This is a genomic window from Enterobacter sp. 3U4, from assembly GCF_057224565.1.
Genome location: NZ_CP136665.1, coordinates 1771618 through 1787392 on the forward strand (window position 1 = coordinate 1771618; position 15775 = coordinate 1787392).

The 15775-nt window shown below is 58.8% G+C and carries 14 protein-coding genes; 6 read left to right on the forward strand and 8 right to left on the reverse strand.

Annotated features, from left to right (window positions below; translation table 11 throughout):
• Nucleotide 1: 1 nt before the first annotated feature.
• The 7 genes from paaG to paaA are packed head-to-tail and all read right to left on the reverse strand — an operon-like array spanning nt 2 to nt 5124.
• Complete coding sequence (gene paaG / locus RVY89_RS08315; protein WP_484827915.1) at nt 2–790, reverse strand: 2-(1,2-epoxy-1,2-dihydrophenyl)acetyl-CoA isomerase PaaG; 789 nt, start codon at nt 788–790, stop codon at nt 2–4.
• A complete protein-coding gene (gene paaF, locus RVY89_RS08320; RefSeq protein ID WP_484827500.1) occupies nt 790–1557 on the reverse strand; it encodes a 2,3-dehydroadipyl-CoA hydratase PaaF in 768 nt (255 codons plus the stop codon). The genes paaG and paaF overlap by 1 nt, the downstream gene beginning before the upstream one ends.
• Nucleotides 1554–2624: a 1,2-phenylacetyl-CoA epoxidase subunit PaaE gene (gene paaE / locus RVY89_RS08325; RefSeq protein WP_484827501.1), complete on the reverse strand. Its 1071-nt coding sequence runs from the start codon at nt 2622–2624 to the stop codon at nt 1554–1556. The genes paaF and paaE overlap by 4 nt, the downstream gene beginning before the upstream one ends.
• 7 nt (nt 2625–2631) lie before the next feature.
• Entirely contained in the window at nt 2632–3129 is a 498-nt protein-coding gene (gene paaD / locus RVY89_RS08330; RefSeq protein WP_048030646.1) for a 1,2-phenylacetyl-CoA epoxidase subunit PaaD, read from the reverse strand.
• A gap of 11 nt (nt 3130–3140) precedes the next feature.
• Entirely contained in the window at nt 3141–3887 is a 747-nt protein-coding gene (gene paaC, locus RVY89_RS08335) for a 1,2-phenylacetyl-CoA epoxidase subunit PaaC (protein WP_406914964.1), read from the reverse strand.
• An 8-nt stretch (nt 3888–3895) separates the two neighbouring features.
• On the reverse strand, nt 3896–4183 hold the full coding sequence (gene paaB, locus RVY89_RS08340) for a 1,2-phenylacetyl-CoA epoxidase subunit PaaB (protein WP_008502380.1): 288 nt from the start codon (nt 4181–4183) through the stop codon (nt 3896–3898).
• An 11-nt stretch (nt 4184–4194) separates the two neighbouring features.
• On the reverse strand, nt 4195–5124 hold the full coding sequence (gene paaA, locus RVY89_RS08345; RefSeq protein WP_252077220.1) for a 1,2-phenylacetyl-CoA epoxidase subunit PaaA: 930 nt from the start codon (nt 5122–5124) through the stop codon (nt 4195–4197).
• Nucleotides 5125–5408: 284 nt separating this feature from the next.
• Here paaA and paaZ point away from each other — a divergent pair, with 284 nt between their 5' ends.
• From paaZ to RVY89_RS08365, 4 genes are all read left to right on the forward strand, one after another.
• Complete coding sequence (gene paaZ / locus RVY89_RS08350) at nt 5409–7448, forward strand: phenylacetic acid degradation bifunctional protein PaaZ (RefSeq protein ID WP_484827502.1); 2040 nt, start codon at nt 5409–5411, stop codon at nt 7446–7448.
• A gap of 205 nt (nt 7449–7653) precedes the next feature.
• Complete coding sequence (gene tynA, locus RVY89_RS08355; protein WP_484827503.1) at nt 7654–9930, forward strand: primary-amine oxidase; 2277 nt, start codon at nt 7654–7656, stop codon at nt 9928–9930.
• A gap of 163 nt (nt 9931–10093) precedes the next feature.
• Nucleotides 10094–12067 carry an alkyl/aryl-sulfatase gene (locus RVY89_RS08360; RefSeq protein WP_484827504.1) on the forward strand — a complete coding sequence of 658 codons (1974 nt, stop codon included), beginning with the start codon at nt 10094–10096 and terminating at the stop codon, nt 12065–12067.
• A gap of 73 nt (nt 12068–12140) precedes the next feature.
• Entirely contained in the window at nt 12141–13247 is a 1107-nt protein-coding gene (locus tag RVY89_RS08365; RefSeq protein WP_484827505.1) for a GGDEF domain-containing protein, read from the forward strand.
• 9 nt (nt 13248–13256) lie between these two features.
• Here RVY89_RS08365 and RVY89_RS08370 read toward each other — a convergent pair whose 3' ends face one another.
• Nucleotides 13257–14243 (reverse strand): GlxA family transcriptional regulator, encoded by a 987-nt coding sequence (locus RVY89_RS08370; protein ID WP_484827506.1) that lies wholly within the window; start codon nt 14241–14243, stop codon nt 13257–13259.
• A 121-nt stretch (nt 14244–14364) separates the two neighbouring features.
• On the opposite strand from RVY89_RS08370, the gene RVY89_RS08375 reads away from it, so the two are divergent.
• Together RVY89_RS08375 and RVY89_RS08380 are read left to right on the forward strand one after the other, a co-directional pair.
• Nucleotides 14365–15129 carry an alpha/beta hydrolase gene (locus RVY89_RS08375; protein WP_484827507.1) on the forward strand — a complete coding sequence of 255 codons (765 nt, stop codon included), beginning with the start codon at nt 14365–14367 and terminating at the stop codon, nt 15127–15129.
• Nucleotides 15126–15740 (forward strand): FMN-dependent NADH-azoreductase, encoded by a 615-nt coding sequence (locus tag RVY89_RS08380; RefSeq protein WP_484827508.1) that lies wholly within the window; start codon nt 15126–15128, stop codon nt 15738–15740. Before RVY89_RS08375 ends, RVY89_RS08380 begins: the two co-directional genes overlap by 4 nt.
• Nucleotides 15741–15775 lie beyond the last annotated feature (35 nt).

Consider the following 15775-nt stretch of genomic DNA (forward strand, 5'->3'; position numbering starts at 1 on the left):
CTTATTTCCCCGTAAAGTTCGGCGCGCGCTTCGCCAGGAAGGCGCTGACGCCCTCGCGGTAGTCGTCGCTGCGCCCGGCCAGGCGCTGATAGTCGCGCTCCAGATCGAGCTGAGCGTCCAGAGTATTGGTTTCCGCAGCGTTGATCGCCTGCTTGATCAGCCCCAGGCCGAAGGTCGGCTGCGACGCAAAATGCAGGGCCATCTGCTGTGCCGTGGTGGAGAGCTGCTCGTCATCCACCACCTGCCAGATCATGCCCCACGCCTGCGCCTGTTCAGCGCTGAGCTTGTCGCCGAGCAGCGCCAGGCCCATGGCGCGGGCGCGTCCGGCCACGCGCGGCAGCAGCCAGGTGCCGCCGCAGTCCGGCACCAGGCCGAGCTTGCTGAAGGCCATCACGAAGCTGGCCGAACGGGCCGCAATCACCATGTCGCACCCGAGCGCCAGCGTGGCCCCCGCGCCCGCCGCCACGCCGTTAACGGCACAGATGACCGGCTTCGGCAGCTTTGCCAGGCGGCGCACCAGCGGGTTATAGAAGTTTTCAACGGACATCCCCAGATCCGGCGCCGGGCCGTTGGGATCGACGTTGCGGTCGTTCAGGTCCTGACCGGCGCAAAAGCCGCGTCCCGCCCCGGTGATCAGCAGGCAGCGAACGGTGTCATCGCGCTCGGCCTGTTTCAGGCACTCGGCCAGCTGCTGGTGCATCACGTCGTTAAAGCTGTTCAGACGCTCCGGACGGTTCAGCGTAATGGTCATCACGCCCTGTTCTACATGACTGAGAATAAATTCCACAATTAGCGTCCTTTAAAGTCGGGGGTGCGTTTTTGTAAGAAGGCGTCGATACCTTCCCGGCGGTCTTCTGTGGCGGAAAGCAGCGTAAACAGCTGGCGCTCCTGGGCCAGACCGGCCTGGAGCGGTACCTCCTGCGACTGGCGCAGCGCCTGTTTGGCCGCCTGCAGCGCCAGCGGCGAGTGGAGCGCCATCAGGGCCGCCTGCATCAGGGCATACTCCAGCGTCAGCGCCGCCGGGAAAACGTCGCTGACCAGCCCGGCGCTCTGCGCCTGCTCAGCGGAAATGCTCTCGCCCGTCAGCACCATTTTGCTGGCCAGAGATTTACCGACGCAGCGGATAAGACGCTGGGTGCCGCCCGCGCCGGGCATAATGCCCAGCGTAATTTCCGGCAGGCCGAAACGGGCGTTGTCACCGGCAATCACCACGTCGCACAGCAGCGCCAGCTCGCAGCCCGCGCCCAGCGCGAAGCCGTTCACGGCGGCGATCAGCGGCTTGCTGAACGTGTTGATACGCGCCCACAGCAGCGGGCGAATATCGTTCAGCGTGGCGGGCAGGTCTTTCTCCGCCATTTCGTTGAGATCGGCCCCGGCGGCAAAGCAGCGCTCGCTGCCGTAAATCACGCAGACGGCGATGTCGGCATCCACGGCGGCGGCCTCAAGCTGTTCCGCAAGCTGGGTCAACAGCGCGTTGTTGAGGGCGTTGCGCGCCGCGGGACGGTTCAGCGTCAGCTGCAGCACGCGGCCATGACGGGTAACAATCAGTTCGCTCATGCCATCCCCTTCGCGTCGAAGTCGACGATCACGTCGGCGGTTAACGGCAGCGACTGGCAGCTCAGGACATATCCGGCGGCCAGCTCGTCCGGCTCCAGGCTGTAGTTGGTCGCCATGTCCACCTTCCCGCGCAGCACTTTGCATTTACAGGTGGCGCAGACGCCGCCCTTGCAGGCATACGGCAGATCCGCTCCCTGACGCAGGGCGGCATCAAGAATGCTTTCGTCGTCCGCCGTCAGGGTGATTTCACGGTCGCGCCCGTCCTGGCGGACGGTGACTTTCTGTCCTTCCGCCTGCACGTGCGCCGCGCGCTTAACGGTGATTCCGGAGGTGTTAAAGCGCTCAAGGTGAATGGATTTGTCCGACATCCCCAGCGCCTTCAGCGTGGCTTCGGCGTCGTCCATCATCGCCGACGGGCCGCAGATAAAGGCCTCGTCATACTGGCGGAAGTTGATCAGGGTTTTCGCCAGCGCCTGCAGTTTTTCCCCGTCGATGCGGCCAAAGAGCAGATCGCTGTCCAGCCGCTCCTGGCTGAAGATGGAGACCAGCTGCAGCCGCTGCGGGTATTTGTCCTTCAGGTCCGCCAGCGCCCGGCGGAACATCATGCTCTGGCTGCTGCGGTTGCCGTAGATCAGGGTGAAATGACTGTTCGGTTCGGTCGCAAGCGTCGCGGAGATAATCGCCAGCATCGGGGTGATCCCCGAGCCTGCCGCAATCGCCAGGTAGTGGCCTTCGCGTTCGGCCTGTGGCTGGTAGCCAAACTGCCCCTGAGGAACCATCACCTCCAGCGCCATGCCCGCTTTGATCTCATCCCGGGCATAGCGGGAGAAGCGCCCGCCGTCGATGGCTTTGACTGCCACGCTGATTTCGCCCGGAGCGGTACTCCGGCAGATGGAGTAGCAGCGGCGCAGCTCGTCTCCGCCAAGCGTCGTTTTTAACGTCAGGTGCTGGCCGGGACGAAAGCGGTAGGCCTCCTGCAGCGCCTGCGGCACCGCAAAGGTAATGGTCACCGCGTCGCGGGTTTCGGGTTCCACTTTTGCCACTGTTAATGAATGAAACGTTGTCATGGCAGCCTCAAATACATTTGAAATAGTCGAAGGGCTCACGGCAGGAATTGCAGCGGTAGAGCGCTTTGCAGGCCGTCGAACCAAATTCACTGATAAGCGAAGTGTCGGTGCTGGCGCAGCGCGGACAGCTCACCTCCACCGGCGCGTGCGCGTGACAGCTATGCCCCACGGGCGGACTGATGCCGTACGCCCGCAGGCGCTCACGCGCGTCGGGGGTCATCCAGTCGGTGGTCCAGGCGGGTTCAAGCTGGAGCACAATGTGCACCGGAGTAAAACCGTGCGTAGTCATCGCCTCGCGGATCGCCCCCAACAGGTGTTCCGTCGCCGGACAGCCCGAGTAGGTCGGCGTAAAGCCAATGACCCAGCCTTCCCCCTGCGCCTTCACGCTGCGCACCATGCCTAAATCGGTGATGGTTAACACCGGCACTTCCGGGTCGGGGATCTGGCTGAGCAGCGCCCAGATCTGCGGGATTTGCGCGGGCGCGATGTCGACGAGGCGTTGCATAGCGTTCTCCTTTACCACTGCTGGCCGGGATACGCGCGCTGGAGATACTGCATTTCCGCCAGCATTGGGCCCAGATGTTCGGTATGCAGCCCCTGCTTGCCCCCGGTGCGGTACGCCACCTCGGCGGGCACCTGCAGGCAGGCTTCATTCAGACCGGCATACACTTCACTTTCCCACGGCTGGCGCAGGAGGCGCGGGTCAACCGCCACGCCGGACTCAATCAGCTCCCGCTCGACGTCATCGGCTTCAAACAACTCGGCCGTAAAACGCCACAGGTTGTCGATGGCCTGCTGCATTTTTTGCGCGGACGTTTCGGTCCCGTCGCCCAGACGCACCAGCCAGCCGCGGCTGAAGCGCAGGTGGTAACGCGCCTCTTTAATCGCTTTGGCGGCAATGGCGGCAAGCTGGCCGTCGCGGCTTTGGATCAGGCGTTCATACAGCGCCACGTTCCAAGCATCCATCAGGTACTGGCGGGCAATCGTGTCGGCGAAGCTGCCGTTCGGCTGCTCCACCAGCAGGACATTGCTGAACTGGCGCTCGTCGCGGCCAAACGCCAGCGTGTCTTCATCGCCCTGGCCTTCCCGCTGCGCGGCATAGGTCAGGAAATTGCGCGCCTGTCCCAACAGATCGAGGCCGATATTGGCGAGCGCGAGGTCGATTTCCAGCTCCGGCGCGTGGCCGCACCAGGCACCGAGACGCTGGGAGAGCACCAGACCGTTGTCGCCCAGACGCAGGGCATAGGCAGTCACTGAATTCATTCTTTGCCTCACATGTGCTCGATGCCGTCAGGGATGGTGTAGAACGTCGGATGGCGGTAAACCTTGCTCTCCGCCGGGTCGAAGAACTCGCCGCGCTCTTCCGGCTGGGAGGCGACAATCTCGCTCGCCTTAACCACCCAGATAGAACAGCCTTCGCTGCGGCGGGTGTAGGCATCACGCGCATTTTCCAGCGCCATGCGATCGTCGGCGGCATGCAGACTGCCCACGTGACGGTGGGATAACCCTTGTTTGCTGCGTACGAACACTTCGTACAGCGGCCAGTAGACATTGCTCATCGTGATTCCTCTTAAGCCACTTTGCGGGCGTGTTGTTTTTCGGCGTGCGCCAGTGCGGCTTCCCGCACCCACGCCCCCTCTTCCCAGGCTTTACGTTTGGCGGCCAGGCGTTCGTGGTTGCAGATGCCGCGCCCGTTAATGACCTCGTCAAACTCGTGCCAGTCAATCTCGCCGAAGCGATAATGACCGCTCTCTTCATCAAAACGCAGGTCGGGATCGGGCACCGTCATGCCCAGCATCTCTACCTGCGGCACCGTGTTGTCGACAAAGCGCTGGCGCAGCTCGTCGTTGCCGAAGCGTTTGATTTTCCACGCCAGGCTGCGGGCGCTGTTCGGCGAATTGTCGTCGTTCGGCCCGAACATCATCAGCGCCGGCCACCAGAAGCGGTTGATGGCGTCCTGCAGCATCTGGCGCTGGGCTTCACTGCCCTGCGACAGCGCCATGCAGGCTTCAAAGCCCTGACGCTGGTGGAAGCTCTCTTCTTTACAGATTTTCACCATCGCGCGGGCATACGGACCGTAGGAGGTTCGGCACAGCGCCACCTGATTGACGATGGCCGCGCCATCCACCAGCCAGCCGATCACGCCGATATCGGCCCAGCTCAGGGTCGGATAGTTGAAGATGGAGGAGTATTTCATCTTGCCGTCGAGCATCTTCTGGTAGATGTCTTCCCGTGCGCAGCCCAGCGTTTCCGCCGCGCTGTAGAGGTAAAGCCCGTGTCCGGCTTCGTCCTGCACCTTCGCCAGCAGGATTGCCTTACGGCGCAGCGTCGGGGCGCGGGTGATCCAGTTCCCTTCCGGCAGCATGCCGACAATTTCGGAGTGCGCATGCTGGCCAATCTGGCGGATCAACGTCTTACGGTAGGCGTCAGGCATCCAGTCCTGAGGCTCAATCGCCGTCTCCTGCGCTATGCGCTGCTCAAACCGTTGTTCTTGCGTCACGTCATCACCTTTATGATTCGTTAGTTTGCAAATTATAGCGTAATGTTGAATCACTTTGTTTTTTAAAAGTTACACAAAGGTTAAATATAACCCCAAGAATTGTTTCCTGATTATGTGACGTTGCTCGCAAGGCTTTTACTACAGGCGCGCTGAAGAGCGTCCTGGTGCGCCGCGTTTCATCAGAGCGGATCACAATGTTAACAATTCATTAAAACTCAGCTTGATTTTTATGATTCATAATCAAACTATTAATGGGTAAATTACGTAACATTTGGAGATAAGCGATGCAGCAGTTAGCCAGCTTCTTATCCGGTACCTGGCAGTCTGGCCGGGGCCGCGAACGCACTATTCATCACGCCATCAGTGGCGAAGCGCTGTGGAGCGTGACCAGCGAAGGGCTGGACATGGCGGCCGCCCGTCGCTATGCGATTGAGCGCGGCGGCGAAGCGCTTCACGAGATGACCTTTATCGAACGCGCGGCCATGCTGAAGGCGGTGGCAAAGCACCTGCTTAGCGAGAAAGAGACGTTTTATGCCCTGTCCGCCCAGACCGGGGCGACAAAATCAGACAGCTGGGTCGATATCGAAGGCGGGATCGGCACCCTCTTCACTTATGCAAGCCTGGGCAGCCGCGAGCTGCCGGATGACACCGTGTGGCCGGAAGACGAGCTGATCCCGCTGTCAAAAGAAGGCGGCTTTGCCGCGCGTCACGTCCTGACCTCCAAATCCGGGGTGGCGGTGCACATCAACGCCTTTAACTTCCCCTGCTGGGGAATGCTGGAAAAACTGGCCCCGACCTGGCTTGCCGGTATGCCCGCCATCATCAAACCCGCCACCGCCACCGCACAGGTGACGCAGGCGATGGTGAAATCCATCGTCGACAGTGGGCTGGTGCCGGACGGCGCCATCAGCCTGATCTGCGGCGGCGCGGGGGATCTGCTCGACCAGCTCGACAGTCAGGACGTGGTGACCTTTACCGGCTCCGCCAGCACCGGGCAAAGCCTGCGCGTGCACCCGAATATTGTGGCGAATGCCATTCCGTTCACGATGGAAGCCGACTCCCTGAACTGCTGCGTGCTGGGGGAAGACGTCACGCCGGAGCAGCCGGAATTTGCCCTGTTCATTCGGGAAGTGGTGCGCGAGATGACCGCCAAAGCCGGGCAGAAATGTACGGCCATTCGCCGCATTATCGTCCCGCAGAGCCAGATTGACGCCGTGAGCCAGGCGCTGGTTGCCCGGCTGGAAAAGGTGGTGGTGGGCGATCCGGCGCAGGAAGGGGTAAAGATGGGCGCGCTGGTCAACGCCGAACAGCGTGCGGACGTGCAGGAGAAAGTGGAGCAACTGATCGCCGCAGGCTGCCAGGTCCGCCTGGGTGGCAAAGCGGATTTGCAGGCCGCTGGCGCGTTCTACCCGCCAACCCTGCTGTTCTGCCCGCAGCCGGATGAAACTCCGGCTGTGCACTCAACCGAAGCTTTTGGCCCGGTTGCGACGCTGATGCCGTATCGCAACGCGCGCCACGCAATGCAGCTTGCCCGCGCGGGCGGCGGCAGCCTGGCGGGTACGCTGGTCACCGCAGACCTGGACATTGCCCGCCAGTTTATTACCGGTGCGGCGCGCGCCCACGGGCGTATTCAGATCCTCAACGAGGAAGCCTCGAAAGAGTCCACCGGCCACGGTTCCCCGCTGCCACAGCTGGTGCACGGTGGCCCGGGGCGCGCGGGCGGCGGCGAAGAGCTGGGTGGCCTGCGCGCGGTGAAGCACTACCTGCAGCGCACCGCCATTCAGGGCAGTCCGACCATGCTGGCGGCCATTGGCAAGCAGTGGGTGCGTGGCGCAGCGGTGCAGGAAGATCGTGTGCATCCGTTCCGCAAGTACTTTGAGGAGCTGCAGCCGGGCGACAGCCTGCTGACGCCGCGCCGCACCCTGACGGAAGCGGACATCGTGAACTTTGCCTGCCTGAGCGGCGACCACTTCTACGCCCATATGGACAAGATCGGCGCGGCAGAGTCGATCTTTGGCGAGCGCGTGGTGCACGGCTACTTCCTAATTTCCGCCGCAGCAGGGCTGTTTGTTGATGCGGGCGTCGGGCCGGTGATCGCCAACTACGGCATGGAAAACCTGCGCTTTATCGAGCCGGTTAAACCGGGCGATACCATTCAGGTACGTCTGACCTGCAAACGTAAAACGCTGAAGAAACAGCGCACCGCCGAGGAAAAACCGACCGGCGTGGTGGAATGGGCGGTTGAGATCTTCAACCAGCATCAGCAGGCCGTGGCGCTCTACTCCATCCTGACGCTGGTGGCGCGCCAGCGGGGCGATTTCTGAGACCTTCCCTTCACCGCCTTTCCTGCCGGGTGGCGCGATGCTCACCCGGCCTACGACGACCAGCCGGGGTGTGACACCACCCCGCTCTTTTTTTAACCTGGCAAGACTGACAAATAATCTGGCAGATGCAGGCAAACGCTTTTATCAGGCGCCTGTCAGGATAAGGCTGTCACAACACAATAAACACAACAAGATGAGGTCTACGATGGGAAGTAATTCTTCTTTTTCTGCCCGTAGAACGGCGCTGGCTATGGCCGTTGCGCTGTGTTGCGCCTGGCAATCCCCTGCTTTCGCCCACGGCAGTGAGGCGCATATGGTCCCGATGGACAAAACGCTGCAGGGCTTTGGCGCCGACGTTCAGTGGGATGATTACGCGCAGATGTTCACCATTGCGAAAGATGGCGCCTTTGTGAAGGTCAAACCGGGCGCTAAAACCGCCATCGTCAACGGGAAAACCCTCAAGCTCGAGGTGCCGGTGGTGATGAAAGGCAAAAAAGCCTTTATCTCTGACAGCTTCATCAACGATGTTTTCCAGTCCGGCCTTGACCAGACTTTCCAGGTTGAAAAACGTCCTCACCCGCTAAACGCGCTGACGGCGGACGAAATTAAGCAGGCCGTTGAGATTGTCAAAGCCTCGGCGGATTTTAAACCGAATACCCGCTTTACCCAGATTGCCCTTGCTGAGCCAGAGAAAGCCAAAGTGTGGGACTTTGTGCTTAACGGTACGGCTGTGGATGCCCAGCGTCAGGCGAAGATTGTGATGCTCGATGGAAAGCACGTTATCGAAAGCGTGGTGGATCTGAAGGATAAAAAAATCCTGCGCTGGGAGCCTGTGAAAGACGCGCACGGCATGGTGCTGCTGGATGATTTCACCGCGGTGCAGCAGATCATCAACGACAGCACGGAGTTTGCCGAGGTGCTTAAAAAACACGGCATCACCGACCCGAAAAAAGTGATTACCACGCCGCTGACCGTCGGCTATTTCGACGGTAAAGATGGCCTGAAGCAGGAAGATCGCCTCCTAAAGGTGGTGAGCTATCTGGATGTCGGCGACGGCAACTACTGGGCGCACCCGATTGAGAACCTGGTTGCGGTTGTCGATCTTGAGCAGAAGAAAATTCAGAAAATCGAAGAAGGCCCGGTCATCCCGGTTCCGCTCACACCGCGCCCGTATGACGGCCGCGACCGGGTAGAAACGGTTAAGAAACCTCTGGAGATCGTCGAGCCGGAAGGCAAGAACTACACCATCACCGGCGATATGGTGCACTGGCAGAACTGGGATTTCCACCTGAGCCTGGACTCACGCGTCGGCCCGATGATTTCAACCGTTACGTATAACGACAACGGCAAAAAACGCCAGATTATGTATCAGGGATCGCTCGGCGGCATGATTGTCCCCTACGGCGATCCGGACGTGGGCTGGTACTTTAAGGCCTATCTTGATTCCGGCGACTACGGCATGGGCACCCTGACCTCGCCGCTGATACGCGGTAAAGACGTGCCGTCGAACGCGGTGATGCTCAATGAGACCATCCCGGACTACACCGGCGCGCCGATGGAGATCCCGCGCGCGATCGCGATTTTCGAACGCTACGCGGGCCCGGAATATAAGCATCAGGAGATGGGCCAGCCTAACGTCAGCACCGAGCGCCGCGAACTGGTGGTGCGCTGGGTGAGTACCGTGGGTAATTACGATTACATCTTCGACTGGGTGTTCCATGAAAATGGCACCATCGGCATTGACGCAGGTGCGACGGGTATCGAAGCGGTGAAAGGCGTGCAGGCGAAAACCATGCACGATGCCACTGCCAAAGACGATACAAAATACGGCACGCTGATCGACCACAACATCGTGGGCACCACGCACCAACACATCTACAACTTCCGTCTCGATATGGACGTGGACGGCACCAACAACAAGCTGGTGGCCATGGATCCGGAAGTGAAGCCAAATACCGCCGGTGGCCCGCGCACCAGCACCATGCAGATCAATCAGTACGATATTGATACCGAGCAGCAGGCGGCGCAGAAGTTCGACCCGGGCACGATTCGACTGCTGAGCAACACCCGTAAAGAAAACCGCATGGGCAACCCGGTTTCGTACCAGATCATCCCTTACGCGGGCGGCACGCACCCGGTGGCGACGGGGGCGAAATTTGCCCCGGACGAGTGGATCTACCATCGCCTGAGCTTTATGGACAAACAGCTGTGGGTAACCCGCTACCACCCGGATGAGCTCTATCCGGAAGGCAAATTCCCTAACCGCTCCATCCACGACACGGGCCTCGGACAGTACAGCAAGGACAACGAGTCGCTGAACGACCAGGATGACGTGGTCTGGATGACCACCGGCACCACCCACGTGGCGCGCGCGGAAGAGTGGCCGATTATGCCAACGGAATGGGTGCATACCCTCCTTAAACCGTGGAATTTCTTCGACGAGACGCCAACGCTCGGGAAGAAAAAAGACGAAACGAAATAACGTACCGGGCGCAATGCCCGGTTTTTCATCTATTTACTTGCTGAATATCTCTCCCCGCTTATAGTTATTTCTACCTCGTTTATTCCCATTGTATTTCTTGAACCACTTTCAGCCAGGACACGAAGTTTCCACGAACGACGTAATACACCACTGAGAGGTTAGGATGAAATTCAATTTGATCGTCAGGAGTCTTGCTCTGGCTGGACTTGTTATTTCCGTTAGCTCCGCGTATGCCGCAGAAGCCCCGAAGAATGCCACGGCCGCAACGCAACAAGCCAATAACGCCCTGTTTAATCAGCTTCCTTTCTCCGATAACACCGATTTTACGGACGCCCATAAGGGCTTTATTGCGCCGATCCCTCAGGAAATTATCAAAGGGGAACAAGGCAATATCATCTGGAACCCGCAGCAGTATTCCTTTATTAAAGAAGGCGATAAAGCCCCGGACTCCGTTAATCCAAGCTTATGGCGTCAATCTCAGCTGATTAATATTAGCGGTCTGTTTGAAGTGACCGATGGCGTATATCAGATACGAAATCTCGATCTGTCAAATATGACCATCATCGAAGGGAAAGAAGGTATTACCGTGGTTGACCCGCTGGTGTCGGCAGAAACGGCGAAGGTCGGGATGGATCTCTATTTTAAACATCGCGGCAAGAAACCGGTCGTCGCCATCATTTATACCCACAGCCACGTTGACCACTATGGCGGCGTGCGCGGCGTGGTGGATGAAGCGGACGTGAAAGCCGGTAAAGTGAAGGTCTACGCGCCTGCCGGGTTTATGGAAGCAGCCGTTGCCGAGAACATTATGGCGGGCAACGTGATGAGCCGCCGCGCCAGCTATATGTATGGCAACCTGCTGAAGCCAGATGCCAAAGGTCAGGTGGGTGCCGGTCTTGGGACAACAACCTCCGCCGGGACGGTCACGCTGATTGCCCCGACCAATATTATCGAGAAAGATGGGCAGAAAGAGGTTATCGACGGCCTGACCTACGACTTTATGCTTGCGCCTGGCTCCGAAGCGCCATCGGAAATGCTCTGGTATATCGAAGAGAAAAAAGTCATTGAGTCCGCAGAGGACGTGACCCACACCCTGCACAACACCTACTCGCTGCGCGGAGCGAAAATCCGCGAGCCGCTGCCGTGGTCGAAATACATTAACCAGGCGATTGTGCGCTGGGGTGATAAGGCCGAAATCATCATGGCACAGCACCACTGGCCGACCTGGGGGAACGAAAACGTGGTCAAACTGCTGAAAAGCCAGCGTGACCTCTATCGTTACATCAACGACCAGACGCTGCGTATGGCGAACGAAGGGCTGACGCGCGACGAAATCGCCGCGAACTTTAAGCTCCCGGATTCACTGGCCCATACCTGGGCTAACCGCGGCTATTACGGTTCGGTGAGCCATGACGTCAAAGCCACCTACGTGCTGTATCTGGGCTGGTTTGACGGCAACCCGGCGACGCTGGATGAGCTGCCGCCAGAAGAAGGCGCGAAGAAATTCGTTGAGTATATGGGCGGCGCGGATGCCATTCTGAACAAGGCGAAAACCGACTTCGACCAGGGGAACTACCGCTGGGTGGCGCAGGTGGTGAGTAAAGTGGTCTTTGCCGATCCAAACAACCAGGCGGCACGTAACCTGGAGGCGGATGCGCTGGAACAGCTGGGCTATCAGGCCGAATCCGGCCCGTGGCGTAACTTCTACCTGACCGGTGCGCAGGAGTTGCGTAACGGCGTGGTGAAAGGTCCAACCCCGAATACCGCCAGCCCGGATACGGTACGCGCGATGACGCCAGAGATGTTCTTTGACTACCTGGCAGTCCATATTAATGGTCAGAAAGCCGGTGAGGCTAAATCGGTGTTTAACATTGATTTGGGCAGCGATGGCGGGAAGTACAAACTTGAGCTGGAAAATGGCGTGCTGAACCACACGGCGAACGCAGAAGCAAAAGATGCGGACGCTACGCTGACGCTTAACCGTGACACCCTGAATAAAATCATCCTCAAGGAGGTGATGCTGAAACAGGCCCAGGACAGCGGAAATATTAAAATTACTGGCGACAGCGCGAAACTTGATGCCATGCTTAGCTATATGGACAAGTTTGATTTCTGGTTTAACATTGTGACACCGTAACGGTACACGCAAAAGGGCGGTTCGTCCGCCCTTTCCTGCGCCACGTGTTCGCCAGACAGGGTAAAAAGCGTCAATGGAAAAAAGAAAAAAACCGACACTTGAACGGGCAACATGGCCGACGCGCCATGCCATGGTCATGCACGGGCTGGCGATGAACCTGCCGTGGCTGGCCTTCGTCAATATCAGCTTCGCGGTGATGATTCTGCTGCGACACGTTCTGCTTAACGCCAGCGATCCCCTTTATCCCCACTCGCCGCAGCTGACGAGAATGGTCGATGCCTCCATGCTCGGCATTATCATCCTCTCCGCTGCGCTGATCCTGATGGCCTGGCGGCGAATCGCCGGAATCAGCGTGGTGTTGTTTATCTGTAGCGCCATCTGGTCGGTCTCCTGCTTCTGGTTTATTACCCAGCTGCTGCTCCCGCACGTCTGGCCGCTGTGCGTCATTTTATTACTCGCCGGTTTAACGGCGCTTTATTTTTATCCTGAAGGGCTACTCGCCTTTGTGCTCCCGCTCTGGATCACCCTGCCGATAGCAAGCTGGATACGGAACGATGGCCTCAACCTTCACTTCGTGGTTATCTGGAGCGTCTTTACGCTGATCCTGGTCTGCGGGCGTTTCATTCTGCTGAGCTGGTTTGACGAGGCCTGGCGACGTAACCAGCAAAATCAGCTGCTGATTTCACGGCTGGACGCGCTGGCGCACCAGGACCCGTTAACCAGGACCGCCAATCGCCGGAAAATGGAGGTGGTGCTGGAGAACGCGGTTGAGCAGAAGAAAACCTTCTCGGTGATTATGCTGGATATCGACTATTTCAAGCTCTACAACGACACTTACGGGCACCAGGCAGGCGACGACTGTCTGACCCGCGTGGCGCGAGTGCTGAAGCAGTCGGTGCGCACACCTGACGACGTGGTGTCGCGCTACGGCGGCGAGGAGTTTGTGGTGATCCTCTTCAATTGCCCGGAAAACATCGCGGAAAAGGTTGCCTTACGCATTCAGGACGGCCTGCGTACGGAAGCCATACCGCACGGCGCCTCAACCGTTAGCGACCATGTCACCGTGAGCATGGGGATTGCGAGCATGGCGGAGGGGCTGGCGGGCACCGAGATCATCGCCCGCGCCGATGCGGCGCTCTATCGGGCAAAGGAGGCCGGGCGGGATCGAGTATGCCGGTGAGAACGGCGGCTAATCCGCATGACGCTCGGCGATCCATTTGCGGTATTGACCGGGCGACATTCCCGTCACCCCCGTGAATGCGCGCCTGAATGCCGTGTCGTCAGCGTAACCGCAAGCGCCGGCAATCTGCGCTATGACATACCCCGGCTGCTCCAGGAGACGCATTGCCTTTTCAATGCGCATGCGCGTCAAAAAGTTTTTAGGGCTTTCATTCATCTCCTCCGCCATTTTTCGGTGAAGGGTACGAGTGGTCATATTCAGCGCCCGGGCAAGCTGTTCTACGGTAATCGCCGGATTTTCATACCGGACGATATGTTCCGCTTTCATTATCATCGGATGGACTGAATTTAAAAAACCTGCTGGCGCGTAAACCTGCTGAGATAACGGCTGGCTGTCAGCCACGGCCATATCGGCCGTCAGTCGCGCCAGCTTCTGCCCCGCGTGCAGACGGATGATATGCAGCGCCAGGTCAACCCACGAGAGCGGGCCACCGGATGTGATAACCCGAGCGTCGTGCACCAGCGCTTTACCCCAGACAGGTTTGCTCAGCGGATAACGCTGGCGGAAAGTATGGTAAAGCCACCAGGTCGTGGTGCATGCCCGGCCATTGAGGATCCCCGCCTCGGCGAGAACCAACCCACCGGCACAGGCTCCCGCAAGCATCACGCCTTTATCATACTGGCCGCGCAGCCATTCGGTAGCCTCGAGGACGGCCGCTGGCGAGACCGGGCGTTTCTGCTCGTCAAGCTTCATCCCGCAGGCAATCACGAGATCGAAGGTTGCCCCGGTAGCAAAGCTCGCTTCGGCCTCGATCGGCCGCCCCTGCGCGTCCGGGACCGGCTTTCCTTCCGCCGTGATGATGACCGCCTCAAAAGGCGAAATGCCCTCGCCGTCCGGCTGCTGGGCAATTACCTCGTTAGCCAGCCAGAACATGTCGCAGAGCCCAGCCACGGCGGATTTCATACTTCCGGGTAACGCTAAAATGGCGATTCTCATGATTCAGGCCTGAGCAAAATGTCTGATTTCGTATGTTAACAGTCATTTCAGACACTACAAACCTCTTTACGCCTCTCGTTACACTGTGCTTCAACGTCACTCAGGAAATTACGTCACGCTTATGAAACCGACACGCTTGCCCGTTCTTCTTTCTTTGCTTTGCATGGCTGCATCGCAGTCTGTGCAGGCGCGGATTAATAACATCATCCTCGTGCATGGTGCCTTTACAGATGGTTCCGTCTGGCAGGAAGTGACAGGCCGTTTGCAGACCCGGGGCTATCACGTCACGGCAGTGCAAAACCCTCTTACCTCGCTGGAAGAGGACGTCGCCGCCACAGAGCGTGTCATCGATCGTCAGCAAGGGGACGTGGTCCTTGTTGGCCACTCCTGGGCCGGCGCGGTCATCGCTCAGGCAGGCAATAACCCGAAGGTGAAAAAACTGGTTTTTCTTTCCGCCCTTGCCCCCGACAGCGGTGAATCGGTTACCTCCCTTCTTACCCGCCTCAACGCCCCGATGGCCGACATGCGCCCGGATAAAAAAGGGTTAATTTGGCTGGACGATCCTGCTGCCTATCAGCGCACGATGGCCAACGATCTGCCCCTCAAGCGCGTAAAACTGCTGACGGCAACGCAGCAGCCTATCGCGGCAAGCGCCTTCAGCGAGAAGGTAGAACATGCAGCATGGCGTGAAAAAACCTCATGGTATCTGATAACCGAAGAGGATCGCGCCCTCTCTCCCGGTATCCAGCAGCAGCTCGCAGGCTCCATGAATGCTAAGGTCCTGCGTATTAAGAGCAGCCATATGTCGATGATTTCCCACCCGGACGCCGTCAGCCAGTTTATCGAACAAGCAACCCAGACCGACGCAAAGGAAACAGAGAAATGAAGATCCTGCATATAGATTCAAGCATTAACGGCGAGTTCTCACTTTCACGCCAGCTGACGGCAGAGGTGGTTCGCCAGATAGCATCAGAGAAGGTGGTCTATCGCGACGTCGTTAAAACCCCCATCGCCCATCTCACCGGCACCGTTGCCGCTGGGTTCCGGCCGCTGCGGATAGCCACCGATGCGACGGCTGAAGATGTCCGCGAACACGCGCTGTCCGGGGAACTTGTGAACGAATTTCTCAATAGCGACCTCATCGTGATAGGCGCGCCTATGTATAACTTCTCCGTCTCAACGCAGCTTAAGGCCTGGTTAGATCGACTCGCCCAGCCGGGAAAAACCTTTAGCTATACCCCGACGGGCCCGGTGGGACATGCGACCGGAAAGAGGATTATCGTCGTTTCAACCCGCGGCGGGATATATCACGGTACGCCAATCGAAGACATGGATTTTCAGGAGAAATACCTGCAGCGATTCTTTGGTTTTCTGGGTATCGACAGAGTGGAATTTGTCCGCGCTGAAGGGGCGACGCGCGGTGAGGAGATCCGGGCCAAAGGCGTTGCGCAGGCGTTTGACGCTATTCCATCGGTCATTGCCGCAGCGCTAAAATAGCCGCTGGGTTAAAACCTGCCGGGTAATCGCATCGT

Excerpts from the sequence above, each read along its gene's own strand:
- paaF (WP_484827500.1), bottom strand. The coding sequence starts at position 1,557 with ATGAGCGAACTGATTGTTACCCGTCATGGCCGCGTGCTGCAGCTGACG.
- paaE (WP_484827501.1), bottom strand. The coding sequence starts at position 2,624 with ATGACAACGTTTCATTCATTAACAGTGGCAAAAGTGGAACCCGAAACC.
- paaD (WP_048030646.1), bottom strand. The coding sequence starts at position 3,129 with ATGCAACGCCTCGTCGACATCGCGCCCGCGCAAATCCCGCAGATCTGG.
- paaC (WP_406914964.1), bottom strand. The coding sequence starts at position 3,887 with ATGAATTCAGTGACTGCCTATGCCCTGCGTCTGGGCGACAACGGTCTG.
- paaB (WP_008502380.1), bottom strand. The coding sequence starts at position 4,183 with ATGAGCAATGTCTACTGGCCGCTGTACGAAGTGTTCGTACGCAGCAAA.
- paaZ (WP_484827502.1), top strand. The coding sequence starts at position 5,409 with ATGCAGCAGTTAGCCAGCTTCTTATCCGGTACCTGGCAGTCTGGCCGG.
- tynA (WP_484827503.1), top strand. The coding sequence starts at position 7,654 with ATGGGAAGTAATTCTTCTTTTTCTGCCCGTAGAACGGCGCTGGCTATG.
- RVY89_RS08360 (WP_484827504.1), top strand. The coding sequence starts at position 10,094 with ATGAAATTCAATTTGATCGTCAGGAGTCTTGCTCTGGCTGGACTTGTT.
- RVY89_RS08365 (WP_484827505.1), top strand. The coding sequence starts at position 12,141 with ATGGAAAAAAGAAAAAAACCGACACTTGAACGGGCAACATGGCCGACG.
- RVY89_RS08370 (WP_484827506.1), bottom strand. The coding sequence starts at position 14,243 with ATGAGAATCGCCATTTTAGCGTTACCCGGAAGTATGAAATCCGCCGTG.
- RVY89_RS08375 (WP_484827507.1), top strand. The coding sequence starts at position 14,365 with ATGAAACCGACACGCTTGCCCGTTCTTCTTTCTTTGCTTTGCATGGCT.
- RVY89_RS08380 (WP_484827508.1), top strand. The coding sequence starts at position 15,126 with ATGAAGATCCTGCATATAGATTCAAGCATTAACGGCGAGTTCTCACTT.